Below are 16,034 nucleotides of genomic sequence, written 5' to 3' on the forward strand. Positions count from 1 at the left end.
CTCCCGCGTGCCGGGCACGCGGGAGCAGGTGGCTTGGGCCCATGGCTACCTAGCACGAGCCGTCCTGACGGTCGTCCCCGTCCGCTGATCCGGTCTGTATGGATCCCGACAATCCGAGTTCCGACAACCGGCTTGCCCAGTGAACCGTCCAGAGATCCCCTGTCAGCAGCCTGGGTTCGGTGACCTCGTCGAGCACGGCCCTCTCGTGCGCGGCCACCGCGGCGACCTTCCGCACGTCGGCCGCGTCCAGGCCGACGCTCTCCAAGTCGGCGGCGATCTCCCCCAGCGACGCGATCACCGCCTCGCTCCATGTGGCGAACCCCGGGCCGTCCACGGGACCGAAGTACGGGCCAGCCACGCCGTGAACGGACCGGGTGATGCTGCCCAACTGCCGGAAAAACGTGGGCCAGGCCGTACGGGGACAGCCGCCGAGATGCTCGGGGGGCGGGACGCCGTCGAGGAGACTCCGCACCATCCAGTCCCGGCCGATCACTTCGTGCGACCAGTCCCCCGCGATGACCCGCGGCATCAGCGGCGCGATCACCGCGAGGTAAGGCACGGACGCGTACTCGTTGCGCATCAGCTGTCGTTCGGACCGGAACTGCCGGCCGGGTTTCGGGGCGACTCGCAGGATCACCGGCCGCTCCTGCCGGGACCAGAAGGCGTCATGCGAATGAACAGCCCTACAGCAGCCTCCCCTACGGAACCGTTCGCAGCCGCTGCGACGCCCGCGGCGCGCGCGACTCGGCGGGCGAATCACGACCGCGAGGCCGCGTAACCTCACCCGCGCCCCGGTGAGGGCTGCACGTCGCCGACGGACCCCGTCAGCCGATGCGGGCCGAGGAACTCACCGCGCAGGCGATGCGGCCCCCAACCAGCCGTTCGGCATCGGCGAGCGGATACCAGCCGGCACCCGTCACCTCGGACTCCTGGATCCGCCCCACCCGCGCCTGCGCCGTCCTGAAGGCGAACCCAAAGTCGAGGTGGTAGTGCTCCAGCTCGTTCTTCGCCGGCCGCGCCGGGACCTTGCCGTTGAGCCGGGGCACGATAGGTGGAACCTGGCCAGGCATGTGGGAACCGTTAGAGACGTGTCGCGGTCCGGACGAGGTCGGCGACGGCTCTGGACCGGCTGTGCGGGGGCCAGGCGATGACGGTGGTGACTTTCGGCGCGTCCAGCACGGGCACGGCGGCGAGGTCACCGTGTAGTTGGGCCCGGCACGACTCCGGTGAGACCGCGCAGGCCCGGCCGAGCGCGACGAGCTGCAGCAACTGTGCGTGGTCGCGGACCTGCGGGCCGGGGCCGGGCGGATAGGTGCCGTCGGGGTCGGGCCAGCGTGGCAGAGGCAGGCCCGGCAGCCCGGTGATGTCGGCCATGAGTACCTGCGCCCGGACCGTGAGCGGATGCCCGGCCGGCAGGACCGCCACCTGGCCCTCCGTGCTGAGCTCTTCGGTGTGGAACCCGGCCGTCGAGTCGAACGGCCGGTGCAGCAGCGCCACGTCGGCCCGGCCGTCGCGCAGGAGTCGTTCCTGCTCGGCCGGGCCGCACAGGATGACATCGACGGGGACAGCGCCGGGTTCGGCGGCGTACGCGTCGAGCAGTTCTGCCAGCAGTTCGCGGGACGCGCTGGCTTTCGTCACCAGGACCAGGCCGGGACGGCCGGTCGCGGAAGGGGCGGCGCGGCGGGTCCGACGCTCGGCGGCGCCGACCGCATCGAGGGCCGCCCGGCCCTCGACCAACAGCACTGAGCCGGCCTCGGTCAGCGTGACGGCGCGGCTGGTCCGATCCAGCAGCGCTGCCCCGAGCCGGCGTTCGAGCTGCTGGATGGCCCGCGACAAGGGCGGCTGCGCGATCCCGAGTCGCTGCGCTGCGCGCCCGAAGTGCAGCTCTTCGGCGACGGCGACGAAATACCGCAGTTCCCGGGTCTCCATGCAGCCACGCTATCCCGGATCAATACCCTGCCAGTATCGATGACCACCGGATCGGTCTTGGACCCCGGGCGGGGTCCGAGGACAGCATGGTCCCTATGAGCGAACGAAAGATTGCCCTGGTCACGGGCGCGAACAAGGGAATTGGCTACGAGATCGCCGTGGGCCTGGGCGCCCTCGGCTGGAGCGTCGGCGTCGGCGCCCGAGACGATCGGCGCCGTGAGGCCGCGGTGGAGCAACTGCGCGCGGTCGGCATCGACGCGTTCGGCATACCACTGGACGTGACCGACGACGCGAGCGTGACCGCCGCCGCGCGGCTGATCGAGGAACAGACGGGGCGCCTCGACGTGCTCGTCAACAACGCCGGCATCACCGGCGGGATGCCGCAGGAGCCCACCCGGGTCGATCCCGCCACCATCCGGACGGTCGTGGAGACCAACGTGATCGGCGTCATCCGCGTCACCAACGCGATGATGCCTATGCTGCGCCGCTCCGCCTCGCCGCGGATCGTGAACATGTCCAGCAATGTCGGCTCCCTCACCCGGCAGTCAGGAACCGCCGCTGAGCTGACGACGGGTCCGGTGACCGTGGCGTACGCGCCGTCGAAGACGTTCCTGAATGCCGTCACCCTGCAGTACGCCCGGGAGTTGAGCGGCACGAACATCCTGATCAACATGGGCTGCCCCGGCTACGTCGCGACCGACCTCAACGGCTTCCGTGGCGTGCGCACCCCCGAACAGGGCGCGGCGGTTGCCATCAAGCTGGCGACCCTGCCCGACGACGGCCCGACCGGCACGTTCTTCGAAGACGCCGGCGTAGTGTCCTGGTGATGCCCCGGGCGGTCATCACCCGCCGGGGCGAGGCGGCTTCGCCCGCGCGTCTCGAACAGGTTCATCGACGGTGGCGGCCGTCCCGGCCCATGCTTCGGCTGCTTCGGCGCCCTGGGCAGCGCTGCGTACTGCTACCGGTTCCCACACGAAGGGCAATTCACCGCAGGTCGCAAGCAGCGTGACCATGTGGTTCCGACAAGCGTGACCTACGGAATCCGGTCGCAAGGTCACCACGCCTCCTGGTTCCAACTACCGTGTCACGGCACAGCCGTACTCGACGTAGGCCGGGGTCTGCGGGACGGGTCGCACCGCCTCGGCACCGGTACCAGTCTCCTCCGCCAGCTCACGCACCGCCGCATCCACCAGCGTGGTGTCCACCGGCTCCAGGTGCCCGCCGGGCTGCAGCGTCAGCCCGTACGCCCGGTGCCCGCTCAGCAGAATCTCCACCCCGTCACGGACCAGGAGAGCACCGGCGGTCACGTGCACCGGAAAGGTACGCCGCGAGTCGAAGTCGCTGCCCTGCCGCAGACGTTCCACCGGCTCAGCCAGCAGTACGGCCTCTTCCGGGTAGCGCTCGATGTACGCGAGGTGCGTGCGGGAGATCTCCGCATCACTGATCGCCACGGGCCACCCCCGCACCAGCGCGAGAGCGCAGCTCTAGGGGATCGACTGCTCGGAAGCGAGCGAAGAGAAGCGACACAGAGGGCTCCACGGGAAGCACGCGGCTACGGGGACCGCAGCCTACAAGCGGGCCTGCCAGGCCCACGCCCCATCCTCGTGCCGCCTCCACCATCGCCCCCGTGCGCCGCCACCACACCGCGAGCACACATGCCGCCGCAGCCCTCCGTATGCCCGCCGCCACCAGTTCCGACCGTGAGCCAGCCGCCGGTCGCCCGTCGGCCCCGCCGAACACGCCCCCTCCCTCCGAGGGGCGCATGAGGGAGATCCGGGACCTGCCGTCTCCCCGGCAGGAAACCAACGAGGAGACGCTGCTCCAAGTCAGTCAGGTGTTCGGGCCGACTCTGCAGGGTGAGGGGCCGCGGCCGGAAGGCACTGCCTCTTCCTGAGGACCTTCGGGTGCAACGTGGAGTGCGCGTGGTGCGATACGGCATACACCTGGGCAGTCACCGACGAGAAGGCCGCCAAGACCGCCAGCGGCCATCGGTACGAGCGCGACGACCCCGTCTACGGGCGGAAGTCATGACCCCTGCGGACGTCCTGGCGCAGGGCGCGCGGACGGCGCGGCCGTATCCAGGGGCGACATGGTGACGCCTCCAGCGCCAGCACATTGAAAACGGAAGGCCAGCAACGCACGGTCCGATGCACTTTCGGGAAATCCCCCCATAGCCGTCAACTACCCCAAAGTGGCGGCACGTTACAGGGAAAGGGGTTACCGTGCGGCCCGCAACCACGAGCGCCCTCCAGGAATGGGCCTCCGCCTACACAACGAGCAAGGACGCAGCGGCGCGGGCACTGGCCGTCGCCTTCCGTCCCTACCACCTCACCCTCCTGCCTCCCGAGCAGACCACCTGCTGCTCCGTCCAACTCCTCTTCCTCGACGGAGACACCGGCCGCATATGCGTCGACGCAGAAGAGCGCGTCACCATCAACCTCTTCCGCCTCCCAGCCCAAGTGCTCGCCGAGGCACTGGACAACACCTACGGTGTCGGGTGGCTGGACGGCGTTCACGGCCCTCTGGCCCTGATGCCGCCGGACCGCTATTCCTCGGACGACGAGGTGTCGAGTGCTGAGTAAGAGCCAGAGATCCGCCCCCCCAAGCGCCCGCCTGACCGTCGGTTCGTCCCTGTTCCGGAAGCCGTCACTGTCCTCGACAGCCTGGCTGAGACCTTCATCCGCCTCGACAACCCCCTGCTCCCCGAACCTGGGGGAACCGCTCCACCCGTCGACCCCTACCACTAAGGCGTGTCGGCGGATCTGTCCTAGCCCTCCTCCAGTTCGCCCAACTCCTCCATCTGGCTATTCCAACGCTGTGAAGCGGTACCCGGCGTCGAGGAGCTGAGGAAGGTAGAGAGCGAGGGCCTCGACCGTCTGGGTGCGGTCGTGGCGTCCCTCGGACTCGGGGTACGGACCCTGGCTGAGCGTGCCGTCGTGGTGGAGGACGATCGACCCGGTGCGCGCCTCGGCGAGGACGGTCCGCACAATGCGGCCGACGCCGGGGTTGGACCAGTCCGCCGGGTCGACCGACCAGGAGACGGGCCGCAGCCGCAGCTCCGCGCAGACCGCCAGCGCCGTGGGGGTGAAGCGGCCGTAGGGGGCGCGGAAGACGGTGGGGGTGCGGCCCGTGGTGCCGCCGATGACGTCCTGGGTACGGCGGATCTCGTCCCGCACCCGTGGCGCCGGAAGGTCCCGGAGATCGGGGTGCGACCACGCATGGTTGCCCAAGGCGTGCCCGAGCTCCGCCACTTGACGCGCGCTCGCCGGGTACCTGGCCACATTGGCGCCCAGCATGAAGAAGGTCGCCGGGACGCCGTACCGGGCCAGCACCCCCAGGACACCCGGGGTGAACAGCGGGCTGGGACCGTCGTCGAACGTCAGCGCCAGGGTCTTCGGCCCCGCGACGTCATGACGCGCGGGTTCGGGCAGCGCGTCGGCACGGGCGGCGGAGGAGGAGAGGGCGGCGCAGGGGCTCAGGAGCGCGGCGCCGCCCGCCCCCAGGAGGTGACGGCGCGTCAGCAGATGTCGGTCGATGCTCGGCATCCGCCCAGCATCATGCCGCGTCACGTGCCCCGGAGCGGACGCGGGCCGGGGGATCACCCGATCGGAAACCACGTCCCGGGGCCCGGCGCCGCTACCGTGGCCGGGTGCGACTTCGGACGGCAGGCCGGGTGCGACTTCGGACGGCAGGAACGGCGCGGGTGACGGGCGCGGCGCTGGCGGGCGCGGCGCTGGCCGCGGCGGCCCTGCTGGGCGGGACGGCCTCCGCCGCGGCGACGGCCGACGACCGCCACCCTCACCACCGCCCGGAGTCCGGCCCGGTGCACGCGCTCTACGGCTCGGAGAACCGCACGATCCGCACCCACCGGCACGTGGTCGCCCTGACCTTCAACGCCGCCTGGAACGCGGAGGGCATCGGGACGGTGCTCCGCGCCCTGCGCCGGGCCGACGCGCCCGCGACCTTCTTCCTCACCGGCGACTTCGCCGAGCGCCACCCCGCCGCGGCGCGCGCCCTCGCCGAGGCGGGACACGGCATCGGCAACCACTCCTACAGCCACCGGCACATCGAGAAGCTCACCCCTGGCGAGCGGGCGGCAGAGGTCCTCCGGGCCGATCACGCGCTCCGCGCCGCCACCGGGACCGCGCCGCTGCCGTTCTTCCGCTTCCCCTACGGCGCCACCACTCCCCGGGCGATCGCGGACGTCAACCGGCTCGGCTTCGCCGACATCGAGTTCACCACCGACACCAACGGCTGGAAGGGCACCCGTGGCGGCATGACCGTGCGGAGGGCAGTGCGGCGAGCGGTGGAAGCGCTGCGCCCGGGCGCGATCCTCCAGATGCACGTGGGTGCGCCGGAAGGCCAGGACACCGTGCTCGACGCCGAGGCACTGCCCCGGATCATCGACGCCTGCCGCGACCGCGGCTACGAGATCACCGACCTGCGCGGCCTCCTCGGCCCTGCCTGAGGCCCCGCCACTCCCGCCGGTCAGCTCCTAGCCAGGGCCCGACCACCACCTGCGGCAGCCGGGGAGCAGGAAGCAGGCCGGACACGTGCGCACGTCTCCACGCTCAGCACCGGAGTGGCACGAGGCGACGGTCGCGGAGGACATGTGTGAGTTCGCTGGTTCCGCGCGGCGAGAAGACCGGGTCCGTATGACCGCAATCGCCGACGGGGAGACCGTGCTCACGCCTGCCACCTGCGAAGGTGTGCGCTTCCAGGGCGCCGGAACGCCTAGTTCGGACCTATGCGCACCTGCCGCGGCGGATTTGAACACTGCTCGCTGAACCGGGCCGGCCGACTGCGCACATATCGCCGGAGGACGTTAGCGCACCGTGAGCACAAGTTCGGACCGCCATTCCGACATCCGCACATGGACCTGAAGTGACTTCCGTATCGGCAGTGGAAACGAAGGCCGTGGGAAGTTGCCCATGTGGCAACCCATTTCGAAACGCGGCGGCGGCACGCCAGGGTATTCCCCGGCGTTCCCGAATCACGCGGAACGCACCCATGCGGTGCTGCTGCACGAATCCCGATTCGGAGTCATTCATCTCTGTGTCCGAGAGCACCGTGAGATTCGCCCCCACCGTGATCGGAGGCACGGTGCCATCTCCCGCACTTTCCTCGACAACGCCCCCGCCTGACACGCGACCGCGCCGCGACCGCAGGCTCGCCACGCGAGTCGTGCCCGGCATCCTTGCGGCGGCAGCATCGACGGTGCTGATGGCGAGCCCGGCCTCGGCCGCGGAGTACGGTCCCTGGTACAGCTCCGACAAAGGCCACGGCTCGGCCGTGTACTTCACAAAGCACGGCGACCGTACGACCGTCTGTGACCGGAAGGCGGACGGTTACGCCGCCATAGTCCTCGCTGGATGCCCGCCTGTCTCTCTCCGGCGCCGCCCGGAAGAGACCGAGTATCGCGGGCCGAGCAGTCCCGTCTCCGCATCTGATGCTCCCCGGGCTTGCTCGTTGCGGGCTCTCCTCACGCTCACCCGAGGAAGAAGGTAAGCGCGTGCTACCTGGTCCGCCGCTGTCCGGCCCCGGTCCTTCACCGCCTTCCCTGCCTCGACGTCGGGAGAAGAGAGACTGCGTTCGGGGGGGTAGCCATCAGCAGCGTCAGCGGGCTCCTGGTCCTCGTTTCCTTCGCCCTCTTCGGTCCTCCAGCGGGCTCCTCGTCATCGCCAGCTTCCGGCCCCACGTTCAGGGGGGTTGGGCACGCATCTTCCCGGCCGAACGCCGGCTCCACCGCCAGAGCAGAGGCCCGTTCCCCCGCAGTCGACCGGTGGGCCAGGCGGTGTGTGGGAGGCACGGAACGGGGAGGTGCTCGCCCTGGGGCCAGATAGCGCGAGGGAACCGGCCCGGATCACCGCTGCCCTCCAACAGGGAGCCCTGGAGTGCCGGGGACGGTGGCACCGAGGCAGTGCTGAGGCCGTGATCACGGTTGGGCTGCTGTGCTTCCACGACGGCCGCCGCACACGTGGTGCTGACCGTGTCGGCCATGCCGTGCGAGTCAAAGGGGCCTTGACCGTTCGCTGGTCTCAACGCGACGGCCGAAGGACGTCGCTGCGCTACACCCTTCACGCTGCGCCGCCCCCGAAGTGGCCACCATGTGCTGACCAGGATCGCGCTTCCCCTTCAGCTGCCCGCTCCAGCCCGGCCGGAGCGGGCAGGCTGCGCTGTGCGGCGTCCTTCAAACTGCTGTGGCACTCACACGTGTTCGCCCCTCGCCACGTCTCGGCTCCTGCCGGGGCTGGAGACGCTCGGGACTCGCCTGGTGCATACGCGGAAGCCTCGCTTCCTGGTCCCCGGTTCTTCAGCTGCTGAGCTTCCCTGCTGTCCGGTCCGAAGATCAGTCCAGCATGAAGCGTACGGACTGCTTGTCGGCGTCCGTAGCGTCGCACCGTGCGCGAGGCCACAGCGCCGCCACGCGCTTCGCGGATGCCCTGGTGCGCTCGTCTCCCGTTCCGACCGCCCTGCGCCAGCACGCCGTTGTGTGGAGGTACCAGCGCAGCGCAGCGTAGTCGTCGCCTTGCAGGTGCATGAGGTGTCCACGCAGCTCGTCAGCACAGATGGTGTGGGGGTGTCCGCGCCAGCATGCGATACGGAGACGGTGGACAGACGGTGTGCCCTCGCATGGGCCTCTGCCCATCGTCCTCGGGCGGCGCACCGCTCGACGGCCGCGACATCTCGATGCACCGCTTCAGGCACGCCGACCCGGGGTTGGGACGCCTGGTGGTGGGCGGGCTCCTGGACGCGGTCGGCAAGCGGGCGGTCCCAGAAGTCCGGGGTCCCCACTCCCCAGGGCCCGCGGAGATCCTCTACGGCGGGGCCCCCTACGCAGCCAGAGCCGCCGGTGCCCACACTCCCCTACCGACCCGGGCGCAACTCGAAGCGGAGCGGAAGGTACTCGTGGCCGCGGCCACCGCGGACGACCGGGTGCACCAATGGGCGCGGTCCACACCGACCATTTCGCCGGTCGATTCGCCACCTGGCTTCACAACTGGATCACCCACCCTCAGCGCGACGGCTCAGCGTTGAGGGATGTGTTCTTCGACGCGCCCGAGCTTCAAGGGGAGTTGGCTCAGGAACTGACGGCGATGGTCTACCAGCGCTGCCGAGACGCAGCCCCCGCGAGTCCAGCATCCACCACTCCGGACACGCCTGGTGACCTTGCCGAGGGCCCGCACACAGAAAACGAGGCGTCCTCCACGGAACTTGAAGACGACGGCACTCGGCGCCTGCACCCGACGCCGCCGGGTGCCCCTCCTCCCGAGACAGGCGAGCAGCAGCGCCGCCCGACCCCGGACGACTGGACTCAACTCGTACTGTTCACCGCGCTTCCCGAGCCCGTACCACCATCACCGATACCGAAGAAGACATCTTCAGCATCGCAAGCCGAGCACGTGATGGCCCCCGGGGACTCGGAAGGCGATCTCGCCCGGCGCTTCCACGCCCTGCGCGAGAACCTGAGGGCTCAGGGTCCGCCCGACGAGGACCTCACCGAACGGCTGGACGCACTCGTCTCCACCATCAACGAGCTGCAACGCGGCATCGCGAAGCTCAGCGACGGAAGCCCCACACCCCAGCCGATGACGGGGGGAGGCGTCCCTGCCACTACCGCGCAAGTCAACTCAGCGCTCCAGCAGGCCCAGGCATCCATAGGCCCACACCGTTCCACACCCGAGTGGCGCACGTACGGCCCCTCAACGGCGCCCGGCCGCGGCCAACGGCCAGGCCGACGCAGGAAACTCCGGGGCAGACGCGCGACATCAATCCGGACCCCTCCTTCGCCGCCACGGCCCCGACGCGGCGGGAGGTCCCGGTAGGGCGACGGGGTTCAGCCGGCTCTTGCAGCCGCTCTTGACCTGCGGGCGCTCAGCCCATGGCCACGGCTGCACGTGTCGCCCTCTTCAGGTCCTGGTCCGCAGTGAACCAGCCGTGTTCGTTCACCAGACCGCTGGCTCGCAGCGCTTCATCCCGTGCGGCAGCGGCCTGCCGAACCTGCTCGCGCAGGGGTGCAGCGTCCTCCCCGGTATAAGCCGTCAGTTCGGCGTCCGCATCGAAGACGGCTTGCTGGAACTGGAGAAGGTCTCTGTGTCTCTCGGGGTCGATCACGTTCGCCATGGCAGCGGTCTTACGAGCCGTGTGCCTGGCCTGGGGGCGCCCCCGCGCGCCCAGTTTCACCGTCCCCGCATGAACGACGAACAGCAGTGGGTGCGCGGGGGCCGACTGGGGTCGGTGGGCCCCGAGCGGGGCCATGGGCGCGTGCCACCCTGCCCGACGAGGAGCTGGACGTCGTCGTCACCAGCCGCACGCGCACCCGCGACGGCCGCTGGTGGTACGACTGCGAGGCGATCCTGCCGAGCAGGACCGAGCACACCGACGGCCGCACCGCCCAGCAGGCCACGCAGACCGCAGCATCTGTCGCGGCGACCTCGTCTTCAACGGCGGCCGGCCACTGACCTGCCGAGCCTGACGGCGGCGCATCCGGACCGGGAAACCCCGGCTCGCGCACTCCGGTCAAGTCGACCGGCCGCCGGACCTTCGGTGAGCGGGGCGAGTGGGCGTACAGTGGAAACTGCGTGCGAACCGCACGCAGTTTTTTCAGGGGAGATCTGACGGGCGGCGACACTATGGCATTGCTCGGCACACGACCGCCCCACTCCGAGGTCCGGTGATGAGCGGGGTGCGTCGCAGCGCACTGATCGGGCCGGTTCTCGTACTGGCCACGCTGGTTTCGAGCATCGTCAGCTCGTTCGGTGCCCCGCTCATCCCCACTGTCGCCCGGGACTTCGATGTGTCGCTGAGTACGGCGCAGTGGTCGCTGACGGTCGCTCTGCTGGTCGGAACGGTCGGCTCACCGGTTCTGGGCCGGCTCGGGGACGGTCCCGGACGGCGGGCGACGCTGCTCGGCGGCCTGGCCGTGGTCACCGCGGGCGGTGTCGTGGCCACGCTGGCCGACGGCATGGGAATGCTGCTGGTCGGCCGTGGGCTGCAAGGCGTCGGGCTGGGACTGGCACCCCTGGCGATCGCGACAGCCAGGGACGCCCTGCCGCAGGCCAAGGTGGCGCCGACGATCGCGCTGCTGTCTGTCTCGGCCGCGGCAGGCCTGGGCGCCGGATACCCGATCAGCGGGTTGATCGCCGGGATATGGGGGCTCTCGGGCGCGTACTGGTTCGGGACCGCCGTGTCCGGTCTGACCCTGGCGTGCGTCGCCGTGATCGTGCCGCCGAGCCGGGAGCGGCACGACCCCCGCCGACTCGACTGGCCGGGCGCCGTTCTGCTCGCGCTGGCACTGGTTTCCGCGATGGTGGGCGTGTCCCAGGGCTCGGAATGGGGCTGGGGTTCGCCTGCGATCACCGGCTTGCTGGTGGCCGGGGCTCTGTTGCTGGTGATCTGGAGCGTCCAGCAGCTGCGCGCGGCCAGCCCGCTGGTCCGGCTGCGGCTGCTGCGCCACCCCTCGGTACTGTCCGGGGACATCTGCGCCCTGGTGCTGGGTGCCGCGATGTACATGGTGCTCACGGGGATGACGGAGTTCGTTCAGTCCCCGCGCTCGGGCGGATTCGGGTTCTCCGCGTCCGCTCTGGTGGCCGGGCTCGTGCTGATCCCGCTCTCCGTCCTCATGTTCGCCAGCTCGCGCGTCCTGCCGAGCCTGGTGGCCCGCATGGGAATCAGGGCGGTGCTGACGCTGGGCTGTCTCGTCGCGGCACTCGGTTCCGGCTTCTTCGCCCTCTTCCACGGAAGTCTGTGGCAGGCCTTCGTGATGACCGGCATCCTCGGTGTGGGCCTGGGCACGACCTTTGCCGCAATTCCCGGCCTGATCGCGCAGTCTGTTCCGGCCCGGGAGACGGGCAGCGCCATCGGCTTCTTCCAGGTACTCCGCTTCGTCGGCTACTCCCTGGGCAGCGCGCTGTCCGCTACCGTCCTGGCCGCCCACCTCGGCGGCACAGGCCACCCGACGGAGGGCGGCTACACGTCGGTGCTGTGGACCTCCACCGGCATCTGCGTCGTCGCCGCTGTGCTCGCCTGGTTCCTGCCGGCTGGTTCTCCCCAGCCGACGCCGACGGAGGAGACGCCGACGGAGTCCGATCGTGCACGGACCGGCGCCGACGACGATGACCCACGCGCCGGAGCGCAGCCCGAGCAGCTCGACCGTGCGCACGAGGGAGGGGCGAACGGCGGCCGGTAGGAGTCCACGACGTGCCCCTCGACAACGACTCTGCCTCGGATCCCAGGAGGACACGATGCATGCGAGCCGCACGTATCATGCCCCCATGGCGGACATGGCTTTGGCGCGGGATCTGGAGCAAGCACTGGGGCGGTTGCTGTTGAGGCGGAACCGCAGCGCGCTGTACGACGCGGTCCTCGACGCCGCCCCGGTCGGGGTCGATCGCCAGACCTACCCTGTGCTCAGCGGTTTGGCCCGGCTCGGGCCGCAGACCGCGGCCCACCTGGCCGACGAGGTGGGAATCGACCGCTCCGGAACGAGCCGCTATGCCGACCGACTCGAAGCCGCGGGGCTGCTCGCGCGCAGTCCCGATCCCAAAGACGGGCGGAGCACGCTGCTTTCGCTGACCCCGAAGGGAACCGAAGCTGTGGCGTTGCTCCGGGACGCGCTCACCAAGCACCTCGCGGGCAGGATCCAGGACTGGCCCGACTGGCAGACGCAAGCACTCATCGACGGGATCCACCTGCTCGTCGACGCACCCCAAAGCTGACGGCTTCCCGGGATCAGAACCGAACTCCCCGGCCGTTGCCGGGGAGGACCGGGGAGGACCTGGGAGGGCCCGACGCGGGGTCGGGCCCTCCACCCTGCCCACCGGCCGGCGCGGCCTCACACGACCGCGCTCAGCTGGCCGGCAGCTTCACCGGAAACGCCGGGGTCAAAGGTCGCCGCTCTGAAACCGGCCCGCTATGTCCTCGCCACCACCGTCGAGTTGACCGTCGACGCCAAGGAGATGCTGCGCGCCGCCTTCGCCCCGTACATCCGGTCCACCGAGGACATCCACGGCGTGGATGACATCGTGGCCGCCCTGCGGGAACGACCGCAGCTGGTGGAGCGGCACTTCCGGCTCTGGCTCAGCGGAACGGCGGCACTCGGCGCACTGCTGCACAAGGGCCCGCTGTTGCGCTCCGACTGGCTGCGGCGCGAACTGGGGAAGGTGGCCCGAACGTTCGTCCCGCACGAGGGCTTCGCGCGTGCCCGGCGGCTCCTCGACGAGCAGCACGTGTGCATCGTGACCGGCATCCCCGGTGCCGGGAAGACCACGGTCGCGCGCATGCTCGCCGCCTGGCGGATGGGCCATGGCTGGGAGGTGCACGAGGTCAGCCAGGACATCGACGAGGTCACAGAACTCTGGCGCGACGGTGTGCCCCCAACTCTTTCTCTACGACGACTTCCTGGGCCAGACCACGCTGCTGCCCCAGCTCGGCAAGAACGAGGACGCGCGCCTGCTGTCCGTGCTGCGCGAGATACGAGACGCGCCAGACAAGGCATTGGTCATGACGACCCGCGACTACATCCTGGGGGAGGCGCGCCGCAAGCACGATCGGCTGGCCACCGACGATGTGCGGGACGCTCTCACCAGCATTCGCCTCACAGACCTGGACCCGCTGACCCGCGGGCGGATCCTCTACAACCACATCCACCGCTCGGCTCTCCGTCCGCGACAGAAGCGGCAGTTCGCCGCCCGCAAGGCTTGGCTGCCCGTGGTTCGGCACCGCAACTTCAGCCCGCGCCTGATCGAGGAGACTCTGCGCATCGACCTGAAGCGCGAACCGGACGTCGCCACCGCCGTGGTCGCCAACCTGAACAATCCCCCGGCGGATTTGGGAACGCATCGTCGAGAACGAACTCACCGACGACGCCGTGCACTTGCTGGAGATCCTCTTCACGTACGAGTCTGTCGGACTCGCCGAACTGGAGGAGACGTGGACCTGGTATCGCACGGAATTGGACCGGGAGGCGGACGGCCGCCGCTTCCGTCACGCGCTCCAAGTGCTCGACGGAACCATGCTGGTCATCGACGGAGGCTCCGTCTCCTTGCACAACCGTCGATCGCCGACTACTTCCGCTTCCATCTCGCCGCCGGCCGGGGGCAGTTGGATGCACTGCTCGCCTCCTGCGGTGACATGCGGCAGGTCGAACGCCTCGTGGAGGCCGGACGGTTGGCGGACGGCGGTGCCATTCTCGTACAACTAAGTCAGCTCAGGGAGGAGTTGGCCTCCGCGGTGCTCGGGGCCGAGGACACCGTGGATGATGGCAGAGAGGACCATCTTGAGTGGGCCCTCGACACCGCGGAGACCATAGGTTCCTCGTCACTGGCGGATTACGTGGCGAAACGGGTCCTGGAACTGCCGCGATGGTCGGAGAATACGAAGGGTCTGCTCCGGCTCGCGAACTCGCTGGACGGCAGTCGGCTGATCGCGCAGGAGGTCTCCGACGAGTTCCGCGCCCTGGTCGACGACCATGTCAGCGGCCAGATCTCGGAGCGTGTGTCCACCGGCTGGGTCGCGGTGAACAATTGGTATGCGCATCTCGATGAGCCGATCGGATGGTTCGCCGAGGGGACGCTGCTGGACGACATGGTGGAGCGCGCCCTGGAGGAACTGCGTGAACTCGCCGCCGATCCCGGGGGCCTCCGCGAGACCAGCATCGGTTTCCTCGAAGGACTGCTGAGCTTCCTTGCCGACAACGATGCCCACCTGCTGCACGAGGAGGAGTTCCGGGCCGTCGACCGGGTACGGGAGCAGCTGACCCAGGCGCGGGAGGCGGCATGGCGCTCCCTGGCCGAGCGCTCACCGGACCGGGGCCGACCGGTCAAGCTGCCGCCCGTCCCCCATCATGAGCAGGCCGTCGTCGCGGAGTTCATGAGCGATCTCGGCAATGCGGAGTCGGACGGGCCGGGCTGAACAGTTGCCCGCCCGCGGCCGTCAACCCCCTGCCCCTCTGAGAGGGCATCCGATCTGGGTTGTGGGTGATTTGATCGGGTCGGGTGGCTGTCATGTGGCCGGGGCGTTGCGTGGCGTGTGACTTCTCGGCGCCCGTATCGCAGTGACATGTCCGATGCCCGGGGCCCTGATCGAGCCGGTGTTCACCGCGTGGCGAGGGAGGCGTAGGGGCCGGGGACGGCGGCACGGGTGCACGGGTGCACGGCCTGCGCGAGACCGTGAACGCGATCCTGTACGTGAACCGCACCGGCATCCCGTAGGAGTACCCGCCGCACGGCTTCCCGCCCTATAAGACCGTCTACGACTACTACGCGAAGTGGGAGGCCGACGGCACCACCGAGCGGGTACACGACCTGCCGCGTGACACAACCCGTCGCGCGCGGGGGCGGTCACCGGCCCCCTCCGCGGCTGTCGTGGACGCCCAGAGCGTGATGACCTCCAGCAGTGTCGCGGAGACGGGGCAGGGCACCGATGCGGCCAAGAAGATCAGGGGACGCAAGCGCCGCCTGGCCACGGACACGCTCGGCCTGCTGCTTGCTGTGATCGTCACCGCCGCGTCGGTGCACGGTTCGGCCGGCGGCAAGCAGCTCCTGGACCAGGTCGCCGCCTCGCACCCGGAGGTGGCCAAGGTCTGGGCCGATGGCGGCTACCAGACCTCCGTCATCAACCACGGTGCCCGCCGGGGGATCGACGCCGAGACCGTCAGGCGTTCCCCGGACACCGGGTTCCAGCCCCGTGCCGAAGCGTTGGGTGGTGGAGCGTACGGTCGGCCGGCTGATGCAGCACCGCCTGGCCCGTGACTACGAAGCCCTGCCCCCAGCACTCCCGGGCAATGATTCACTGAGCCATGGCCAACAAAATGAGCCACGAAATCACCGGAGAATCCACACCAACCTGGCGAACCGAAAAGGACATCACACCCACAGCAGCCTCTCCCCCGGTGCACCGTCAACCGCGCACCGGCGCAGGCCCGAGCCCTCGTCGAACGCGGCATGACACGGCTGAAGTCGTGGCAGGTCTTCCGCAGAGCCCGCATCAGCCTCAGCCTCACAAGCCCAAGTCAGTAACCGAGGATGGCCCGGTCGTGGGCCATCGACACCGTGATCCGCCGCTTTGAACGCGAACGGCCCGGCGAAGTCATGTCGCGGGGCTTG

15 protein-coding genes and 2 pseudogenes are annotated in these 16,034 nt (G+C 69.8%); 9 read left to right on the top strand and 8 right to left on the bottom strand.

Annotated features, from left to right (window positions below):
* Window positions 1-49: 49 nt before the first annotated feature.
* The 3 genes from NMN56_RS26555 to NMN56_RS26565 form a co-directional block, all read right to left on the bottom strand.
* Window positions 50-637, bottom strand: a complete 588-nt coding sequence (locus tag NMN56_RS26555) for a phosphotransferase family protein (protein WP_274043183.1) — start codon at window positions 635-637, stop codon at window positions 50-52.
* 187 nt (window positions 638-824) lie between these two features.
* A complete protein-coding gene (locus tag NMN56_RS26560; RefSeq protein ID WP_274043184.1) occupies window positions 825-1,070 on the bottom strand; it encodes an NUDIX hydrolase in 246 nt (81 codons plus the stop codon).
* 10 nt (window positions 1,071-1,080) lie between these two features.
* Window positions 1,081-1,929, bottom strand: a complete 849-nt coding sequence (locus NMN56_RS26565) for a LysR family transcriptional regulator (RefSeq protein WP_274043185.1) — start codon at window positions 1,927-1,929, stop codon at window positions 1,081-1,083.
* Window positions 1,930-2,024: 95 nt separating this feature from the next.
* Here NMN56_RS26565 and NMN56_RS26570 point away from each other — a divergent pair, with 95 nt between their 5' ends.
* Window positions 2,025-2,756, top strand: a complete 732-nt coding sequence (locus NMN56_RS26570) for an SDR family oxidoreductase (protein WP_274043186.1) — start codon at window positions 2,025-2,027, stop codon at window positions 2,754-2,756.
* 249 nt (window positions 2,757-3,005) lie between these two features.
* On the opposite strand, the gene NMN56_RS26575 is transcribed toward NMN56_RS26570, so the two are convergent.
* On the bottom strand, window positions 3,006-3,380 hold the full coding sequence (locus NMN56_RS26575) for an NUDIX domain-containing protein (RefSeq protein ID WP_274043187.1): 375 nt from the start codon (window positions 3,378-3,380) through the stop codon (window positions 3,006-3,008).
* Window positions 3,381-4,151: 771 nt separating this feature from the next.
* Between NMN56_RS26575 and NMN56_RS26580 the strand changes: the two genes are divergently transcribed.
* Window positions 4,152-4,511, top strand: a complete 360-nt coding sequence (locus NMN56_RS26580) for a hypothetical protein (protein WP_274043188.1) — start codon at window positions 4,152-4,154, stop codon at window positions 4,509-4,511.
* Window positions 4,512-4,733: 222 nt separating this feature from the next.
* Here NMN56_RS26580 and NMN56_RS26585 read toward each other — a convergent pair whose 3' ends face one another.
* On the bottom strand, window positions 4,734-5,474 hold the full coding sequence (locus tag NMN56_RS26585; protein ID WP_274043189.1) for a polysaccharide deacetylase family protein: 741 nt from the start codon (window positions 5,472-5,474) through the stop codon (window positions 4,734-4,736).
* Window positions 5,475-5,632: 158 nt separating this feature from the next.
* Between NMN56_RS26585 and NMN56_RS26590 the strand changes: the two genes are divergently transcribed.
* Window positions 5,633-6,397, top strand: a complete 765-nt coding sequence (locus NMN56_RS26590) for a polysaccharide deacetylase family protein (protein ID WP_280842757.1) — start codon at window positions 5,633-5,635, stop codon at window positions 6,395-6,397.
* A 1,881-nt stretch (window positions 6,398-8,278) separates the two neighbouring features.
* Here NMN56_RS26590 and NMN56_RS26595 read toward each other — a convergent pair.
* Window positions 8,279-8,470 (bottom strand): hypothetical protein, encoded by a 192-nt coding sequence (locus NMN56_RS26595; RefSeq protein ID WP_274043191.1) that lies wholly within the window; start codon window positions 8,468-8,470, stop codon window positions 8,279-8,281.
* 1,334 nt (window positions 8,471-9,804) lie between these two features.
* Window positions 9,805-10,053 carry a hypothetical protein gene (locus NMN56_RS26600; protein WP_274043193.1) on the bottom strand — a complete coding sequence of 83 codons (249 nt, stop codon included), beginning with the start codon at window positions 10,051-10,053 and terminating at the stop codon, window positions 9,805-9,807.
* 86 nt (window positions 10,054-10,139) lie between these two features.
* On the opposite strand from NMN56_RS26600, the gene NMN56_RS26605 reads away from it, so the two are divergent.
* The 3 genes from NMN56_RS26605 to NMN56_RS26615 all read left to right on the top strand — a co-directional run bounded on the left by NMN56_RS26605 (window position 10,140) and on the right by NMN56_RS26615 (window position 12,647).
* Window positions 10,140-10,391: a hypothetical protein gene (locus NMN56_RS26605; protein ID WP_274043194.1), complete on the top strand. Its 252-nt coding sequence runs from the start codon at window positions 10,140-10,142 to the stop codon at window positions 10,389-10,391.
* A 215-nt stretch (window positions 10,392-10,606) separates the two neighbouring features.
* On the top strand, window positions 10,607-12,118 hold the full coding sequence (locus NMN56_RS26610; RefSeq protein WP_274043195.1) for an MFS transporter: 1,512 nt from the start codon (window positions 10,607-10,609) through the stop codon (window positions 12,116-12,118).
* Window positions 12,119-12,203: 85 nt separating this feature from the next.
* Window positions 12,204-12,647 carry a MarR family winged helix-turn-helix transcriptional regulator gene (locus NMN56_RS26615; RefSeq protein WP_274043196.1) on the top strand — a complete coding sequence of 148 codons (444 nt, stop codon included), beginning with the start codon at window positions 12,204-12,206 and terminating at the stop codon, window positions 12,645-12,647.
* 165 nt (window positions 12,648-12,812) lie between these two features.
* On the opposite strand, the gene NMN56_RS26620 is transcribed toward NMN56_RS26615, so the two are convergent.
* A complete protein-coding gene (locus NMN56_RS26620; protein ID WP_274043197.1) occupies window positions 12,813-13,157 on the bottom strand; it encodes a hypothetical protein in 345 nt (114 codons plus the stop codon).
* Here NMN56_RS26620 and NMN56_RS43345 point away from each other — a divergent pair.
* From NMN56_RS43345 to NMN56_RS26630, 3 genes and pseudogenes are all read left to right on the top strand, one after another.
* Window positions 13,158-13,235 (top strand): annotated as a pseudogene (locus NMN56_RS43345) (nSTAND3 domain-containing NTPase); the annotation flags it as partial. It lies immediately after the preceding gene.
* A gap of 61 nt (window positions 13,236-13,296) precedes the next feature.
* On the top strand, window positions 13,297-14,841 hold the full coding sequence (locus NMN56_RS26625; protein WP_274043198.1) for an nSTAND3 domain-containing NTPase: 1,545 nt from the start codon (window positions 13,297-13,299) through the stop codon (window positions 14,839-14,841).
* Window positions 14,842-14,958: 117 nt separating this feature from the next.
* A pseudogene (locus NMN56_RS26630) lies at window positions 14,959-15,721 on the top strand (IS5 family transposase); the annotation flags it as partial.
* Window positions 15,722-16,034 lie beyond the last annotated feature (313 nt).

The sequence above is a fragment of the Streptomyces iconiensis genome, assembly GCF_028657195.3.
GTDB classification, from domain to species: Bacteria; Actinomycetota; Actinomycetes; order Streptomycetales; family Streptomycetaceae; genus Streptomyces; species Streptomyces iconiensis.

Coding starts and splice junctions, on each gene's coding strand:
- NMN56_RS26600 (WP_274043193.1), bottom strand. CDS start 10,053: ATGGCGAACGTGATCGACCCCGAGAGACACAGAGACCTTCTCCAGTTC.
- NMN56_RS26595 (WP_274043191.1), bottom strand. CDS start 8,470: ATGCACCTGCAAGGCGACGACTACGCTGCGCTGCGCTGGTACCTCCAC.
- NMN56_RS26560 (WP_274043184.1), bottom strand. CDS start 1,070: ATGCCTGGCCAGGTTCCACCTATCGTGCCCCGGCTCAACGGCAAGGTC.
- NMN56_RS26565 (WP_274043185.1), bottom strand. CDS start 1,929: ATGGAGACCCGGGAACTGCGGTATTTCGTCGCCGTCGCCGAAGAGCTG.
- NMN56_RS26610 (WP_274043195.1), top strand. CDS start 10,607: ATGAGCGGGGTGCGTCGCAGCGCACTGATCGGGCCGGTTCTCGTACTG.
- NMN56_RS26585 (WP_274043189.1), bottom strand. CDS start 5,474: ATGCCGAGCATCGACCGACATCTGCTGACGCGCCGTCACCTCCTGGGG.
- NMN56_RS26570 (WP_274043186.1), top strand. CDS start 2,025: ATGAGCGAACGAAAGATTGCCCTGGTCACGGGCGCGAACAAGGGAATT.
- NMN56_RS26615 (WP_274043196.1), top strand. CDS start 12,204: ATGGCGGACATGGCTTTGGCGCGGGATCTGGAGCAAGCACTGGGGCGG.